Annotated in this window: 16 protein-coding genes; 10 read left to right on the top strand and 6 right to left on the bottom strand. The window is 44.2% G+C overall.

Translation table 11 applies throughout. The features are described from left to right. Positions 1-6: 6 nt before the first annotated feature. Both Q4592_RS05220 and Q4592_RS05215 read right to left on the bottom strand, forming a co-directional pair. A complete protein-coding gene (locus Q4592_RS05220; RefSeq protein WP_303510639.1) occupies positions 7-690 on the bottom strand; it encodes a hypothetical protein in 684 nt (227 codons plus the stop codon). A 185-nt stretch (positions 691-875) separates the two neighbouring features. After that, entirely contained in the window at positions 876-1,469 is a 594-nt protein-coding gene (locus tag Q4592_RS05215; RefSeq protein WP_303510636.1) for a LysE family translocator, read from the bottom strand. A gap of 117 nt (positions 1,470-1,586) precedes the next feature. On the opposite strand from Q4592_RS05215, the gene Q4592_RS05210 reads away from it, so the two are divergent. The 5 genes from Q4592_RS05210 (at position 1,587) to Q4592_RS05190 (ending at position 6,689) form a co-directional block, all read left to right on the top strand. Continuing rightward, positions 1,587-2,972, top strand: coding sequence for a PLP-dependent aminotransferase family protein (locus Q4592_RS05210; protein WP_303510635.1), 1,386 nt, complete (start codon positions 1,587-1,589; stop codon positions 2,970-2,972). A gap of 206 nt (positions 2,973-3,178) precedes the next feature. Beyond that, positions 3,179-3,814, top strand: a complete 636-nt coding sequence (locus tag Q4592_RS05205; RefSeq protein WP_303510632.1) for a nucleotidyltransferase domain-containing protein — start codon at positions 3,179-3,181, stop codon at positions 3,812-3,814. Positions 3,815-4,244: 430 nt separating this feature from the next. Beyond that, on the top strand, positions 4,245-4,778 hold the full coding sequence (locus Q4592_RS05200) for a hypothetical protein (RefSeq protein WP_303510629.1): 534 nt from the start codon (positions 4,245-4,247) through the stop codon (positions 4,776-4,778). Positions 4,779-4,826: 48 nt separating this feature from the next. Beyond that, a complete protein-coding gene (locus Q4592_RS05195; protein ID WP_303510628.1) occupies positions 4,827-5,636 on the top strand; it encodes a PhzF family phenazine biosynthesis protein in 810 nt (269 codons plus the stop codon). Positions 5,637-5,846: 210 nt separating this feature from the next. Then, a complete protein-coding gene (locus Q4592_RS05190) occupies positions 5,847-6,689 on the top strand; it encodes a 23S rRNA (adenine(2030)-N(6))-methyltransferase RlmJ (protein WP_303510625.1) in 843 nt (280 codons plus the stop codon). Between the two features lie 9 nt (positions 6,690-6,698). Here Q4592_RS05190 and Q4592_RS05185 read toward each other — a convergent pair whose 3' ends face one another. Next, positions 6,699-7,538, bottom strand: a complete 840-nt coding sequence (locus tag Q4592_RS05185; RefSeq protein ID WP_303510623.1) for a phosphotransferase — start codon at positions 7,536-7,538, stop codon at positions 6,699-6,701. Positions 7,539-7,572: 34 nt separating this feature from the next. On the opposite strand from Q4592_RS05185, the gene thiB reads away from it, so the two are divergent. The 4 genes from thiB to Q4592_RS05165 all read left to right on the top strand — a co-directional run bounded on the left by thiB (position 7,573) and on the right by Q4592_RS05165 (position 11,224). Next, a complete protein-coding gene (thiB, locus tag Q4592_RS05180; protein ID WP_303510621.1) occupies positions 7,573-8,556 on the top strand; it encodes a thiamine ABC transporter substrate binding subunit in 984 nt (327 codons plus the stop codon). A 7-nt stretch (positions 8,557-8,563) separates the two neighbouring features. Continuing rightward, positions 8,564-10,135 carry an ABC transporter permease subunit gene (locus Q4592_RS05175; protein ID WP_303510618.1) on the top strand — a complete coding sequence of 524 codons (1,572 nt, stop codon included), beginning with the start codon at positions 8,564-8,566 and terminating at the stop codon, positions 10,133-10,135. After that, entirely contained in the window at positions 10,119-10,820 is a 702-nt protein-coding gene (thiQ, locus tag Q4592_RS05170; RefSeq protein WP_303510616.1) for a thiamine ABC transporter ATP-binding protein, read from the top strand. Before Q4592_RS05175 ends, thiQ begins: the two co-directional genes overlap by 17 nt. A gap of 65 nt (positions 10,821-10,885) precedes the next feature. Then, complete coding sequence (locus Q4592_RS05165) at positions 10,886-11,224, top strand: hypothetical protein (protein WP_137671808.1); 339 nt, start codon at positions 10,886-10,888, stop codon at positions 11,222-11,224. Between the two features lie 4 nt (positions 11,225-11,228). Here Q4592_RS05165 and Q4592_RS05160 read toward each other — a convergent pair whose 3' ends face one another. Continuing rightward, positions 11,229-11,987 (bottom strand): transporter substrate-binding domain-containing protein, encoded by a 759-nt coding sequence (locus tag Q4592_RS05160; protein ID WP_303510611.1) that lies wholly within the window; start codon positions 11,985-11,987, stop codon positions 11,229-11,231. 265 nt (positions 11,988-12,252) lie between these two features. Between Q4592_RS05160 and Q4592_RS05155 the strand changes: the two genes are divergently transcribed. Then, the gene (locus Q4592_RS05155; protein WP_303510608.1) at positions 12,253-13,752 is read left to right on the top strand and encodes a hypothetical protein; all 1,500 of its coding nucleotides are present in this window, start codon (positions 12,253-12,255) and stop codon (positions 13,750-13,752) included. 80 nt (positions 13,753-13,832) lie between these two features. Here the strand turns inward: Q4592_RS05155 and Q4592_RS05150 are convergent, their stop codons facing one another. Together Q4592_RS05150 and dapA are read right to left on the bottom strand one after the other, a co-directional pair. After that, positions 13,833-14,606, bottom strand: coding sequence for a diguanylate cyclase (locus Q4592_RS05150; RefSeq protein ID WP_303510605.1), 774 nt, complete (start codon positions 14,604-14,606; stop codon positions 13,833-13,835). A gap of 144 nt (positions 14,607-14,750) precedes the next feature. Then, positions 14,751-15,623, bottom strand: coding sequence for a 4-hydroxy-tetrahydrodipicolinate synthase (gene dapA, locus Q4592_RS05145; RefSeq protein ID WP_137671812.1), 873 nt, complete (start codon positions 15,621-15,623; stop codon positions 14,751-14,753). Positions 15,624-15,836: the final 213 nt, after the last annotated feature.

Below are 15,836 nucleotides of genomic sequence, written 5' to 3'. Positions count from 1 at the left end.
CAAACCCTAGGCTTTTATTGAAGAAGTAACGGTGAATTTTTTACGCTTTGACGCAATCCCCAACATACATAAACCAAACAGTGCAGCACTCACCGGCTCTGTAACCTTAACTACGTTTAATGATAACTGGTAACTCACTCGTTCTTGGCCAACGTACTCAGCCCAGCCGGGAAAAATATCAGCCGACCTGCCTGTTGCTTGAAAGCGAAACAAACGTTGGTCAGATACGCCTAAATCTAGACCTGAGTGCGTACGATCCCTAGGCCCATATATTTCACTGTTAAAATCAGCGAAGGAGTATTGAGTAACAAGGTAACTATGGCCTCCTTGCACTAGGGCTTCTTGGGACAAAATACTAAAGTTTATGCTGCTGATTTTGTAATCACTTTCAAGCTCGAATAGTACATCGAAGATATCGCCATCGTCATAAGCCAATGAGGAATAATCAAAGCCTTCGGGACGTAAACGCCCATAGCCAATCGACTCCAAGTAAGCATCGTATTCAGCATCCAACTTAGTTATCGCTGAAGTAGCAAATGTCCCCGTAACTACATTTACCCCTTGCCCTAGCTGTAAAGTGCTTAACTGCTGCCTATTAAAATGACCATCTAACGCTTCGTCATAGTGCAACACCCCAGCATTTGCCGACCCTATAACAACAAATAGTAACAATCCCAGTATCTTTCTCATTACACAATCCTTGTAGTAAATAATTGTTTTGCTTAGCCATAGGCCAGCTAAAGTAAAAACTCTATCAACTATTTACATAATTATTATTAAGGAAGATCAATAAGACAGGACTTAAGTGGGAAACTTAGCCTTAGTGAATTTACGCCAATAGACACTAAGGCTGAGCTAAATGGTTAGTGTGAGAGCTACACCCACAACAGCACTACGCAGCCGGCTGTAAGAAAAGACATGGTGAAGTTAAATCGCTGCCTAGCAATAGGCGCGCTTAACCAGCGAGAGATGAACTTACCAAAACTTACCCATATTGAGCCCGTAACCGGATTCACTAAAAAGAAAGTTAATACTAAGGCCCAAATTGATTCCCAATAAGCCTCGCCCGGAATTGCAAAACTGGCGACTGCAGAAGATGTCATCATCCACGCTTTAGGATTTAAATACTGAAAGCCCAATGATTCGAAAAAGCTCAGCGGTTTCGCCATTTCTTGTTTAGCCAGTTTGCTTTGACGCAAAATACGTAAGGCAAGATAAAGCAAATAGGCGCTGCCCAAGATTTTTAAAGCTAAATGCACGCTGGGGTATTGCTGAAAAACCCAACTTAAGCCTAATCCCATCAACAATATCATGGTGGCAATTCCTGTTGGGATCCCCGCCATCTGAGGCACCGAACGCTTATAACCAAAGTTGGCACCAGAAAAAGTTAGTAGCATGTTGTTAGGCCCAGGAGTACCAGCCATTACCACCCCAAACAAAATCATTGATGAAAACAACGCAATATCCATATCTACTCCTCCAAACAATTGTATCGATACAAAATAGCAAAAAACGCAAAAAACCGTCTACAACTCACAATATTCACGCTAATATACTGTGTAGAAGAGATCAAAAGGTTTATTGTCATGATGACAATTTGGCAAGTATTAGAAAGCGAAGGCAACAAAGCCGCTCAAATTGTGGAGCAAATCAGAACACTGGTTGAGCAGCAACACCTACAGGCTGGCGATAAACTTCCGCCACAGCGGCATCTCGCCGAGCACTTAGCGGTCACCGTAGGCACTATTAGCCGAGCCTATGCTCAGGCAGAGCAACAGGGTTTAATTGAATCAAAAACTGGTAGCGGCAGTTACGTAAAAAGTCCCACCAATTATCAACAACAATGGGGAAGCTTAAAGGGCAATAGCCAACATATTGAGTTATGGCAAAATACTGCGTTTACTCAATCACGCGCTCAACACTTAACACCCTTGCTGCAAAGCTACAGCCTCGCGGGCGATCAGCTCGATACACTGTTAGATAATGACCACAGCCAAAACTTGCCCAGCCAACGAGAAGCAGTTTGCCAATGGCTAAACCAGCAAGGCGGCCACTTTAAGCCTGAGCAACTGTTTTTTAGCTACGGCGCTCAACACGGTTTAAATCTATGTTTAATCGCCATGGAGTTAGTAGGCGAGCGGCTACTGTGTGAGGCCTTGTGTTACCCCGGCTTAATTACCTTAGCTAAACAGCTAAAAATAGAGCTAAAAGGTGTAACCTTAGATGATGACGGCATTTGCCCCAACAGCCTGCTTAATCACATTGAAAAATACCACCCTAAAGCCTTGTATCTCACCCCTACGCTGCAAAACCCCACCACAGCCATTATGTCGCAGCAACGCCGCCAGCAAATTATTGATATTTGCCAACAACACCAAGTAATTATTATTGAAGACGATGTATGTGGTTTACTGCCCGACCAACGCCCTAAAGCTTTTGTAGAACTAGCACCAGAGCAAGTGATTTACCTAAACAGCTTTTCCAAAGGTGCTTTTAAAGGTTTACGTTTTGCCTACTTACACGCCCCGCAGCACCTTCAAGTTGCCATAAACAGCGCAATTAGAGGCAGCACATGGAACATTAGCCCACTACTGGTTGACGTAGCCATTCAATGGATTCAAGCCGGATTAGCCGATAAAGCCCTGCTTGAACAGCGCAGATTAGTAGGCCAACGTGCCCAATTGCTGCATCACTACATGGCGGGTTTAGATTACACCTACCAAGAAGGTGGCTTGCATTGCTGGCTGCGTTTACCTGCCAGTTGGCGTTGCGCACAGTTTGTAGAAGCAGCGCAACAGCAAGGGGTTGAAGTGGCTTCCGCCGAACACTTTGTGGTAGACAATCAAGCCAGCCCTAATGCGGTAAGGATCTCGCTAGGACAAGCCGAATCGAATCAACAACTCGACCAAGGTTTAGCCATTTTAGCTAAGTTGCTAAAAACAGCGCCGCAACCCAGCCAGCAGATTATTTAGGCTATCCAAGGTGAACTGTTTTTGCAGACTCTTAAGACGTTTATGCCCCTTTCGTGTCAACGAGAAATTTAACAAATCAATACTGAGCATCTCAATTGGCCTACGCTTGCTAATGCTAAATATTGTATCTGACGTTATTATTACTTAAGAGTAATATGCGGAGAAATGGTAATATTCATTGTTTGATCTTAAATGTGGCATTTTATATGGATGAAGTTACCGAAAAAGCGATAAAAGAGGTTGTTGATAGGTACGATCCGCATACAGTAATTGTATATGGGTCGAGAGCGAGAGGTGATGCAACAAACGAAAGCGATGTAGATATGGCCTGCTTTCTTGATGCGCCGTCTGTCACGGAAGACTTCAGGAACTTTGACGGTATATTCCTTGATGCATGGATATATCCTACTAAATCCATGAAAAATACAGATGATTTTGTTCAAATGGGCAAGGCATTTTGTGCTGTTGATAAATTTGGGTATGGGGAACTGCTACTACAGAAAATTGAAGATAGGATCGAAGCTGGCCCAATCCCATTAACGAATAAACAAAAACGCAACATTATTGAGTTAAGAATAAAAAATCTGAAGCGGATTAGTAATAATGACGTAGAGGGAAATCATAGAAGAGCATACCTTCAGTACACCTTGCTAGAAACATATTTCATTTTGAGAGATAAGTGGTTCTTTGGAGCAAAGAGCAGCCTATCTTGGTTACAAGAGAACGATCAGGTTGCGTTCGCACTCTTTGAAAAAGTTTACCAAGCCCCTCAAGATTATGATGCTTTAAAAAAGCTAACTCTGTATACAACGAACATAGAGTATGCACATTCAAAGATGTAACAAGTAAATGTTCATCTTCGATTTTCATAGCGGGTCATCGTAAAACGGAGCTGCCACAAAACGAGTTACGTCTTCTTACGGCAAACGCAGTAAAACTCGACTCTTTCCATACCAAAACTAATGGTTTTGAATCTAGACTTTGCGAGTAGGTAACGAGAAAATTTTGAATTAGTTTAGCTTCCAAGGCTTGCGCACTTTTTAACCGTGTGTGCACAGTATTTCTGGTTTCGTTTGCGTCATTTGTCAAAGCAATCAATGAATGAAAGGCTCGACGATTGATTGATGCCGAGTAAAAAACTAAGGTAGACAATGGGTTAATATCAAATCATTAATTGATGAATGTCATATTTTTTGTAATAGGCCGCGCGCTCATTGAATGGGATAGGCCGCACGTGCGGCCTACTTAGCGTTATGTAAAAAGGAGACTTTAGTGAAATATATAGTAAAAACTTCAATGGTTTTAATCGGGGTTATTTGTAGTGTCATGGTTCAAGCAAATGATCTTGTGCCAATAAAAATGCTAGATGGTAAGGTGACAATTTCTACTCCAGAGGACTTTACTCCAATGCCTCAAGAATTAGTAGAAATAAAGTATCCTAGTTCGCGTAGACCGACAGATGTGTTAACTGATGAAACGACACAAGTAACTTTAGCTTTTAATCACACGAATAACAAAATGTCAAAAAAGGAGCTTATCAAAGCGCACAAAGGGATGTCGAAGATGTTTCATAACCTTTATCCATCAGCTGAGTGGATGCGCGATGAAGTAATCAAACAAAATGGGCATCCATTTATTGTATTTGAGCTAGTGACTCCAGCTTTAGACACACAGATTCATAATATAATTTATGCAACGTCAGTAGATGAGCGTTTCTTATTAATGTCTTTTAATGCAACGGTAGAAAAAGCTCCAGATTGGTTGGCGCGAGGGGAAAAAATGATGGAGTCGATAATCATCAACTAATTCTACATAATGCGGCGTTATACGACTTTATTGAATTAGGAGTACTAAATGGACTTAGATATCTATCAGGTTGATTCATTTACAAGTGAAGCATTCAAAGGTAATCCAGCTGGAGTCTGTATAACAAACAATGGCTTAAGTGACAGCTTAATGCTATCAATTGCTGAAGAAATGGCTGTGTCCGAAACGGCTTTTTTATCGCTTTATGATATGACGCTGAAGTGGTTTACTCCGAAATCGGAGGTAATGCTATGTGGTCACGGAACTCTTGCTGTTGCTCATGTCCTTAAAGAAAGGGGGCAACTAAGTACGCACGATACCGTTAATTTTGAAACCTTGTCTGGTACCTTAACTGCACTGGTTAACGAATCGACAATTGAACTGGATTTTCCGTCACCAACCCTTCAATTCGACATTACTCCCTGTCAGGTGCTCTTGGATAATTTAGGCGTAGAGGTATGTGAAATAGTTTCCTTTGGTAGCTTTGATTCGAAGGTTTTCATTGAAGTTGATAGTGAGGAAACATTACTAAACCTCCAGCCAAACTTTCAGGCAATGAAACAAACCAAGGGGCGTGGAGTTCTGGTTACTACAAGTTCAAATAGTAACGAGTTAGATTTTGTTTCAAGGTACTTTGCACCTTGGGTAGGTGTAAATGAAGACCCGGTTACAGGTTCAGCGCATTGTGCTTTAACTGTTTATTGGTCAGGAAAGCTGGGTAAGTTAAAACTACAAGGCTATCAGGCATCTGAACGAGGTGGTTATGTTACTACCGAACTTTTATCTAATGGGCGTACGAAGTTAATAGGCTCAGCAGTGACAGTAATTAAAGGAACTCTGCAGGTACCCGTCGTATAACAAAGCACTTAAGAGTGATTCGCAACGCTTGCCGTTTTCGCTTCGCTGCCATTGCCTAGTTGTCAAAAACGCTTTGCGATCTCGTTAGCAGATCATCTAAGCCGCTGCTTTATGCGGTTAAACTTGCATCTGCGCTAGTCTCTACCTAGACTAGCGCAATATCGTCAGCCACTGCTGTGCGCCCTTTTCTACCAATATCGAGATAACACTTTGCTAAGCTATCGCCACTCCTACCATGCGGGTAATTTCGCCGATGTACTTAAACACCTAGTACAACAACGGATCATTTCTTACCTAACCCAAAAAGATAAGCCGCTTTGCTATATCGATACCCATGCTGGAGCAGGTGCTTACAGCCTAAATAGCCCAGAAGCGAAAAAGAAAAGTGAGTACGAAAACGGTATTGGTAAGCTGTGGGACGCCGATGATTTACCTCCTATATTAAAGAACTATCTCAAGCTGGTGAATCAAATTCATCCTGAGAAAACCCGCCAGCATTACCCTGGTTCACCGTGGATAGCCAAAATGATGCTACGCCGCGACGACCGTTTGTTCTTGCACGAATTACACCCAAGCGAACAAGCTCCGCTTGCCAGTTTGTTTCAACGCGACCGCCGTTGCAAAATTCGCCAAGAGAATGGCCACCAAAGTTGTGTAGCCTTGCTGCCACCAAAAGAACGCCGCGGTTTGGTGTTAATTGATCCTTCTTACGAAGTAAAAGACGAGTACCAAACAGTAGTAAAAACGCTGGTTGAATCGCATAAGCGCTTTGCGTCTGGCACTTATGCATTGTGGTACCCGGTTGTTGAACGCTTCCGTATCGACAAACTTGAAAAAGCTCTGATCCGCAGCGGCATTAGTAACATTCAACTGTTCGAGTTAGGTATTCAACACGACAGTGACGAATTTGGTATGACTGCCAGCGGTATGATTGTGATTAACCCGCCGTGGACACTAATGAAAGAGATGCAGGAAGTGCTGCCTTACTTAGCAGAAACGTTAGGTGAAAACGGTGAAGGTAACTGGCGCGCCGAAATCTTAGCTGAAGAATAAGCTAAGCCGCTAAATTGAGTTAGCTAAACCTTGCGCATTCAGCCATTGCTGAGTGCGCAATTGTAAACCCTGCCAGTGTGGCTGATATTGCCAATACCAAGCTAAATCTAATAAGGCTACCGCAACAACTAGTAGCTCAAATTGCCCACTGTTTAAGCCCGATATTGCGATTAAATCTGCGCGCTGCTCAGCCGTTATCGGGCACCTTTGCGCAACACTGGCGGCATCCCAGCCTTGCATAGACGTTGCGGCATACTCCCAATCCAACACCAACAACTTTTGCTCGCTACTCAGCAGTAGATTATCAAGATGTAAGTCGTGATGATTAAACGCCTGTTGCTGCGGCCAATTTTGCTGCTTAATCCACTGCAAGGCTTGGCGTCGAAAGCTTGCAGCCTCGCAGGCACGAATGTCATTTACATAACGTTGTAGGTACTTGAGCATATCAAAATGCGGTAAGCCCTTACCGGCTGAGGGAAGTTGCTGCAATACCTTTAATAATTGCGGCCAAAGCGTGGGTTGTTGCCATTGTGTAAGGCTTACTACTTCACCCTCTTGAAACTGATACAGCAAAAACTCACCGTTTAAGCTCAATGGATGCATATTAATTACCCAAGGCAAGTGGTTAAGCTGTTGTAATACTTCTCTTTCGCGTTGATAATCCAAGCCATAACAGGGCTGTTGTTGATTTAAGCGTAATACCAAACGTTCTGTATTGGTTTCTAGCAACCAAGAATGCTGATGCCCTCCCGCTAAACGGTCTACCTTTAAGATGCATCCTAGGTGCCGCTCAAGGTAGCTAAGTAGTTTTTTTTCTAGTGCGGAAGTAGGCAAAGCGAGTGATTCCATCAACGGTCATAAATCTATTATCAAGGAGTGTAAGATGAAAAATTTGCTATGGCTAGCATGCTGTGCGATGAGTGTTGTGGGCTTTAACAGCCAAGCGAACAGCGAGTTAACGGTGTACACCTACCAGAGTTTTGTATCCGATTGGGGCCCGGGCCCAGCCTTAACTAAAAGCTTTGAGCAACAATGTAACTGCACCATAAATTGGGTAGGTTTAGACGACGGCGTAGCCATTTTGAATCGCCTAAAATTAGAAGGTAAACGCAACAAAGCCGACGTAATTTTGGGCTTAGATACTAACCTCATTCCAGAGACTGAAGCGATTAACGCGGTTCAAGCCCATCAGCTTCCCCTTCCAAAGCTCGTCATTGCCTGGCAAGACAAAAATTTTGTACCCTTTGATTATGGCTACTTTGCATTTATTTATAACACCGAAAAACTCAAAAACCCGCCAAGCTCTATGAAGCAGCTTGTAGAGGAATTTAACGGCAGCATTTTGTATCAAGATCCACGCACCAGCACGCCCGGCCAAGGTTTAATGTTGTGGGTTAAAGCCCTTTATGGTGATGATTCAAGCCAAGCTTGGAGCAAACTAAAAGATAAAACAGTCACCGTAACTAAAGGCTGGAGCGAAGCCTACGGCATGTTCCTAAAAGGCGAGGCTGATTTGGTACTAAGCTACACAACATCTCCGGCTTACCACATGGTGGCCGAGCAAGAAAACCGTTACCAAGCTGCTGAATTTAGCGAAGGCCACATGAGCCAAGTAGAGGTGGCCGCGATTAGTGCCACCAGCCAACAAGTAGAACTTGCTCAGCAATTCCTCAGCTTTTTAGTGAGCGCTCCGGCGCAGAAAATTATTGCCACAACAAACTGGATGCTACCGGTTAATCCTGATGCCGAACTACCAGAAGCATTTTCTACGCTAGTGCAACCTAAGCCATTAAGTATTGAGCAACACACCGTTAGCCAACAGCGCCAGCAATGGACTAAAGAGTGGCGTAACGCGGTAAGCCAGTAACGACTCAATGATTAAGCCTGCCTCAATAGTCGGTTACTGCGCCAGCGTATTTATAGCGCTAGTGGTAGCGGCAGCGTTTTGGGGCTTGGCTGAACAAGCTCAAGAGCTAAGCTGGTCGGCGTTTAACGACCCTTACCTGTGGCGCGTATTGCGCTTTAGTATTTGGCAGGCGTTATTATCGGCAAGCCTTGCGTGTATAGGTGGCGTGGCCATTGCGAGAGCTTGGTTTTACTTACAGCCTAAATCGATAATTTGGCAGCTGCGTTTGGCCAATTTATGTTTTGTAAGCCCAGTAATCTTGGTGGTGCTGGGCTGCGTAGGTAGCTTTGGTATTAACGGTTTTTGGCAGCAAATAAGCCCCTTTTCATGGAAGATATACGGTTTACCCGGTATTTTAATTGCCCACTGTTTTTTAAATATGCCACTTATTGCACGATATTGTTACTTGCAATATAACGATATTCCCGCCAGCTACTGGCGCCAAGCCAAGCAACTTGGTTTTAGCCAATGGCGTAGTTGGCAGATAATAGAATGGCCCATGTTGCGCTCACGTTTAGCCGGACTCTTTGGCTTAGTATTTTTGTTGTGTTTTGGCAGTTTTACCATTGTATTAGCGCTGGGTGGCGGGCCTAAAAGCACCACCCTTGAAGTGGCCATTTATCAAGCCCTACGCTACGACTTCGACCCACTATTTGCACTGCAATGTGCGGTGTTACAACTGCTGATTGCAGTTAGCCTAGGTTGGTTGTTACTGGGCCGCGAACAACAAGAAGCAAAGCGCATTCAACAGAACATTCTTGTTCAACACCAACTCAGTAAAACTCAGCGACGACTTCATCAAGTAATGGTAATGGGTTACTACCTGTTTATAGGCTCCATTTTACTTGGCATATTAAGCCCACTTAGCCAACTTAATTGGCAGCAACTACCTTGGGATAAATGGTTTAACGGCATTGGCTGGTCATTGCTCATTGCCTTACAAAGCACCTTGTGGGTAGTGATATTGGGCGGGGCTATTTTATGGCAATACAGTAGCAATATTGTCAAACAACGGCGCATGTTAGCCGGCAGAGGCCAAGAGCTATTGGCCTCTATTATGTTGTTAGCGCCCGCGATGGTCATCACCACCGGCTTGTTTTTCTTGCTGATCAGCCGAGCCGACATCAATGCCTACACAGCACCTTTGGTGGCACTAATTAACGCACTAATGAGCCTGCCGTTTTTTATTCGCAGCTTAAAACCCGCCTTAAGTGATGCCATTAAACAATACGCTAAGCTAAACCAAAGTTTAGATTTACCGGCATTCAGCCAATTGCATTTAATTTATTGGCCGCTTATTCGTCGGCCATTAGCACTAGCCATAAGTTTATGTATGGTCTTGTCTTTAGGTGACATGGGCGTAATAGCGCTGATTGGCAGTGTAGACGTGGTAACCTTGCCGTTGCTGCTGTACCAACAACTAAGCACCTACCAATATGCTTTAGCCAGCGCTACCGGATTAATTATGCTGCTGCTCTGCACGGTAATATTTTATTTGCTCGAACTTACCCTAGGACGCCACCATGTTAAGCATCTCTAAGCTATGCTGTGTTCGCCAGCAACAGCAGTTTCATTACCAACTGGAGGTGAACCCCGGTGAAGTGGTGGCATTGTTAGGCGCCAGTGGCTGCGGTAAAAGCACCCTGTTAGAGCTTATTGCTGGCTTTGTTCCTGCCAGCGGTGGCAGCTTGTCGTGGTTAGGTGAAGATTTATTAGGCTTACCGATTAAGCAACGCCCCGTTACCAGCTTGTTTCAACAGCACAATTTGTTTCACCACTTAAGCATTGAGCAAAACATTGCGCTGGGGCTTTCACCGTCCTTGAAACTTAACGCGCAACAGCGAGAGCAGCTTAGCCAAATTGCCAACAACTTAGGCATTGCTGGCTTACTAAATAAACGCCCCGACCAAGTCTCTGGCGGTCAACAGCAGCGTGCTGCGTTGGCCCGTTGTTTGGTGCGTCAGCAGCCTATTTTGTTGCTAGACGAACCCTTTAGCGCATTAGATCCCATGTTACGTTTAGAGTGCTTAGAGCTGGTTAAGCAATTGGCCGAAGAGTGGCAACTGGCGGTAATAATGGTCACTCATCAATGGCAAGATGCCCAGCGTGTGGCCGAGCGAGTGGCATTTATTGAAGCCGGAACCACTCGTCAATTTGCCAGCCCAGCAGAGCTATTAACCTCACCAAGCAATGCCCACATTGCACGATACTTAGCCTGTAGTTAAAGATTAAATAATGCTGGCCGATAAACACGTAAGGCTGTGTTTTTTAACTTAAGGAGAGAAGATTTATGCAGGTGAATAACAACCTTCAAGCTGCATCACTCGAATCAACTTATGCCGCTCGCCAACGCATAGAAAACAGCGCACCACGGCAAACCATCACTGAATATACCGCGCAACGCCAAATGACCAACCCCGGTACGGCAGTATTTGGCAATAACGACGTTCAGCCAGGTTTAAGCGCCACTCAATTACGTGATAGTGATGATGCTAAACAAGCCAATCGCAAAGCTATTCGCGAAGCAATGGGACGCAGCGTAGATCAATCAGCGACCCATATTCGTTTGTATTTTCAGTATATGGAAGAAAAAGGCACTCGCGGCCCACAGCTATTAGCAAGAGCCTAAAAGCTTATTCTGCAATTGCTAAGTCATACTGACTCAATATGGCTTGCAACTCTCCAGATAAACTCAACTGCTTAAAGAAGAAATTTAACTGCTCAACACTTAACGAAGAATCTGCCCGTTGTAGAGCATGTAAGCTATGCACCGGACTAAAATGCGCAATGCTTTTTAGTGATTGAAGTAAACTCGGTTTTTGCCGAGTAAGGGGTAAATAAAAACTCTCGTTTACCATGGTGAAATCAGCCCGCCGCTTTACCACTAACTTAATACAGTTCATGACATGGGAGCAGCTGTTTACCGCAAACCCTTCATCAGATAAATGCTGGCTTTGATAGGCCGCGTCAAACAGCACCACAGTATAATTGTGTCCTGGTGCAAACAACTGGTCTTGCCCACTAACGTTTTGCTGATGAGTGAGCAACAGATTTTTGTCTAAGACTAATGGAAGGCTTTGCTGAACATTGAGGCTCTGCCAGCCCCACTCTAGGTTTTCAAACAAAATCAGGTCAAAACGTTTACGAGTAAAAGCGGCATGGCGGTTATGCCGAGAAGTCGACACAAATCGAAAGGTAAACTTGTCTTGAAGATGATTAAGCGCGCGAAGTATATCTAAACTCACCCCGCTGTAGCGGTTAGTTGAAACGTTGTGACTGACATAGGGAGGGAAGTCATAACCGCCAACTTTTATTTCAATGGGCGCGGCAAAAAGACCTATTGGCCACATTAGTAAACACAAACACCATCCTTTTCTAGCCCATCGCAGCATTTCAGGTTCCTTTGCTCTACACAGAGGTAATATAAAATAAACATCAAACCCGAAAAACCAATTAACACAACAAATGCTTGCCAAGGCACAGTTTTAGCTAACAATCTTGTAACAAAGCAAAGCCAAACACCAAATTAACAGCAAGCAAAATATAAAATAAAAATAAAATACATATTCAAAGGAAATGAATGAGCAAGAAACGGTGCGAATATTGCTAATAAAGCGACAACAACAATATTTTGACTCGTAGTTTGAGGAAGCAGTAGTGAAAAAAGCCATATTACCCAGTTTAGTCGCCACTTTTTTGTTAAGCGGATGTGGGGGTAGCGATAGCTCATCACCTGGTCCTTCAACTCCACGTTACAACTGGCAGATCATTCAGTTACAAACACTAAAAGAAAGCGATGTTAAATCGGGCTGTGTCATCTACGGAACCTCTGAGACCGACAACAGCCGAGTGATTACCGCGTCGATAGCGAATACTGGTTATAACGTTTTATTCCACAATGCTGACGGTTCAATTATTGAAGAACACACCATTCAAGCTGCCGATGTACCAAGCAACGGTATCGTGAATTTTGATAGCGGATGGGTACCCGATGAAGGCTATGTTTCTCTAGAAGAAGTAGATCGTAACTTAAGCGGCGAGCCCGATGTATATATGTATAGCGTGCAGAAACAGTATTTAGGTAACAAAGTACTAAATGTTCGCTCATCACAAACTGGTAGCAATTGTTATGCGGGTAAAGACTACCGTTCGGTCACCGATTTTAGTGATACCGCAGCATTATCGGTACTGCAAGAAAGTGGCGTTAGCTACTATCAAACCAGTTACTCCGCTGATTTGGTTAGCGGCCATGATCTATCCGCTCACATCCCTGTACGCTCTCCCCTACCAGCAGTAAAAGACACCCTAGTAACCGCCTTTTATTCAAGCCAAAACGGCCAACATACCGATTTAGCCTACTTCGGTTTTCTAGAACCTAGCTACGTTTACGATACCGATGAAAATAACGACATCGTAGCCGCTAGCCTAAGTAACGCTGACCTAGAGCCAATGTATTGGCAAGTGGCTAGCAACTTAGCCGTAGACGATGGTAGCTCTGTACTAGCCATTCACAATAACAATAGTTACCAGTGGCAAACCTTATACAAAGATGTAGACCAGTTCACCATTGCCCCTAATTATGACCAAGTAAGCCATTGGGTAGGCTTGTTTTCAGGTACCACCAACGACAGTAATTGGCAGTTTAATAGCGTAATGGCTATTAACGCTGATAACGCGGCCTTAGACCTAGAACTTGCAGAGTTAAACAGCATTGATAACTTAGATTTGATAGAGAACTGCTCGGTTGAGCTTAGCCACGCTAATCATTGTATCGATAATGCTAACAGCTTTAACAGCAGCGACTTTGCCTTACAACGCAGCCAAGTAAGATTGCGTTCACACAACAATAGCCGCACCTTTTATCAATCAATTTATGCAGCGCCTAAAGCTCAACAAGCCTTAATGCAAAGTAGTGCCCTAGAGCTAGCCACAAGCCAAATCGACAGTATTGAAATCGCCTTAATCGACAGCGAGCTTTCTGCAGATCAGCAAAATTATTTTATGGCTAACTTCATCGACAGTCGCAGTATTGCAGAAACCGGAACGGTGACTCAGTATAGCGATGCGAATGGTCTCATTTTAAACCCAACTGAGTATGAAGACTTGTACTTAGAAATGTTGAAAGACAGCGCCACTATTGTTCAGAACGCGAAGTAAGCCTTATTAATTAGGTTTATCACAAAAAACGCTAAACACTGTTTAGCGTTCTTTGTTTAACAACAGCCAAGCAAATGTGATTAAGGCGATAATTGCTGAACCGCGTCTAAACGGTGCGCTAACAAGGTGTCTACGTTATCACCGTGCTCTGGGTAATAAGCCCAACCAATTTTAAGGCTATCTAAGGCCACGCCCTCTAACTGCCGTTGTAATTCGCCCGTAAGCTTTTTAGCAACGTTATCAGCCGCCGTGCGACTCGCTCCGTATAACAAAGCAATTAACTCACCCTCACTAAACTGAGCAATACTGTCTGAACGACGTAACTGTTGCTGAAGTACTTGGGCGACGATTGCGCAGACCAAGGACGAGTCATGGCTGCCGTAATGTAAGGTGAGAATCGCAAAGGGTTCGTGATTTCGCTTACTTAAGCGCATTGCTTGAATCAACAACTCTCTAAACAATGGCGCCGACAGCAAACCGCTTTCTGGATCGCGAAGGTTAGTTTCGTCGTTAATCACCGGCATGGTGAGTGGAAGCACACTGGCCAACAAGTATTGCTGTTGTTGGATTTCAACCGGCATACCATGGATCCGCAACCATTCATCTTCGCTGTGGCAGTAGTGGCAAAAAAACGCTTGCTTATTAGCTAAACTTGCGTGCATGGCTTGCTGAAAGGCAGCTCGACAGCGGGAATCAATACGCTCTAACCACTGCTCTAAATCAAGGTGTTCCGACTGTTGGTCTTGCCAAGGGTAGCGCACCGAGACTTTGCCATTTTCTGGCTGTAATAACCAATAGCCGCTATCGGCCTCAACAATTCCATGGAAAAAACTGACTAGATCTAGCTCTGCCACAACACGTCCCTTTAGTTTGCGTAAACTTAACTATAGCAAAGTTAAATCATAGGCTTAGCTTAAGTCAGCCAAGCAGCATGCGGGAAAAAGCTAAGTTAATAAAAAGGCCGAGCAAGCTCGGCCTTATAAACAAAAACAATAATATTAGATTAGCTCTAAACTCTGCATAACATTGCGAATACGCGTTTTGGTAGAGTCCGACAATTCGGTAACTGGCAAGCGACATTCTGCTCGACACTTGTTCAGTAAAGACATCGCATATTTAGCGCCAGCTGGGCTTGGCTCAGCAAACATTGCTTGGTGCAGAGGAATCAACTTATCTTGAATCTCGCTAGCTTTAGCGTAGTCACCGTCTAAAGTGGCTTGTTGCATTTGCGCACACAGTTTAGGGGCTACGTTCGCCGTTACTGAAATACAACCTTGGCCGCCGCTAATATTGTAAGAAACCGCGGTGGCGTCTTCCCCACTTAACCAGCAGAAATCTTGCTCAATCAATTGGCGTTCAAATAGTGGGCGTGACAAATCGCCAGTAGCGTCCTTCACACCAACAATACGCGGTAATTGCGCCAGTTTAGCAATGGTTACTGGGCTTAAATCTACCACCGCGCGTGGTGGAATGTTGTAAAGCACAATCGGAATATCGGTGGCGTCGTGCAGCATCTTAAAGTGTTGAAATAAACCATCTTGATTAGGGCGGTTGTAATAACCCGCTACATGCAAAGTTGCATCGGCACCCACTTGTTGGGCAGCCTTAGTGTACTCGATAGCTTCAATAGGGTTGTTTGAGCCAGCACCCGCGATAACAGGCACACGCCCTTTAGCTTGCTCTACTACCGTTTTCACTACAGCAATATGCTCATCGTGAGTTAGGGTTGGGCTTTCGCCAGTAGTCCCCACTGGCACAATGCCATGAGTCCCTTGGCCAATGTGCCATTCAACTAACTCGCGAATCGCCGCATAATCAACCTCACCTTCAATAAAGGGAGTAACCAACGCTACTATCGATCCTTTAAACATGCCCGCTCCATCACTTACTTCTAAAATAAAAAAACCCGGTCACAGTGGCCGGGTTCAAAAATACTATTTCGATTTAGTTGCACCCAGCCGTTAACCACCCGCGTTTTAATTCGGGCCGTTTATATTTCTTTAACTTTAAAGAAATCGACATCACAGATGTGTCCTTAACAAACGAAATTCTTGCTAGCTAGTTTCCTTAGCACGCACTAAAAG

Origin of the sequence: Agarivorans sp. 1_MG-2023 (assembly GCF_030548385.1) — a bacterium.
Classification (GTDB): Bacteria; Pseudomonadota; Gammaproteobacteria; order Enterobacterales; family Celerinatantimonadaceae; genus Agarivorans.
This window is presented reverse-complemented; position numbering and strand designations above follow the sequence as displayed.

Bases quoted from the DNA above. Each gene is read 5' to 3' on its own strand.
- Q4592_RS05220 (WP_303510639.1), bottom strand. From the start codon at position 690: ATGAGAAAGATACTGGGATTGTTACTATTTGTTGTTATAGGGTCGGCA.
- Q4592_RS05215 (WP_303510636.1), bottom strand. From the start codon at position 1,469: ATGGATATTGCGTTGTTTTCATCAATGATTTTGTTTGGGGTGGTAATG.
- Q4592_RS05210 (WP_303510635.1), top strand. From the start codon at position 1,587: ATGATGACAATTTGGCAAGTATTAGAAAGCGAAGGCAACAAAGCCGCT.
- Q4592_RS05205 (WP_303510632.1), top strand. From the start codon at position 3,179: ATGGATGAAGTTACCGAAAAAGCGATAAAAGAGGTTGTTGATAGGTAC.
- Q4592_RS05195 (WP_303510628.1), top strand. From the start codon at position 4,827: ATGGACTTAGATATCTATCAGGTTGATTCATTTACAAGTGAAGCATTC.
- Q4592_RS05185 (WP_303510623.1), bottom strand. From the start codon at position 7,538: ATGGAATCACTCGCTTTGCCTACTTCCGCACTAGAAAAAAAACTACTT.
- thiB (WP_303510621.1), top strand. From the start codon at position 7,573: ATGAAAAATTTGCTATGGCTAGCATGCTGTGCGATGAGTGTTGTGGGC.
- Q4592_RS05175 (WP_303510618.1), top strand. From the start codon at position 8,564: ATGATTAAGCCTGCCTCAATAGTCGGTTACTGCGCCAGCGTATTTATA.
- thiQ (WP_303510616.1), top strand. From the start codon at position 10,119: ATGTTAAGCATCTCTAAGCTATGCTGTGTTCGCCAGCAACAGCAGTTT.
- Q4592_RS05165 (WP_137671808.1), top strand. From the start codon at position 10,886: ATGCAGGTGAATAACAACCTTCAAGCTGCATCACTCGAATCAACTTAT.
- Q4592_RS05160 (WP_303510611.1), bottom strand. From the start codon at position 11,987: ATGCTGCGATGGGCTAGAAAAGGATGGTGTTTGTGTTTACTAATGTGG.
- dapA (WP_137671812.1), bottom strand. From the start codon at position 15,623: ATGTTTAAAGGATCGATAGTAGCGTTGGTTACTCCCTTTATTGAAGGT.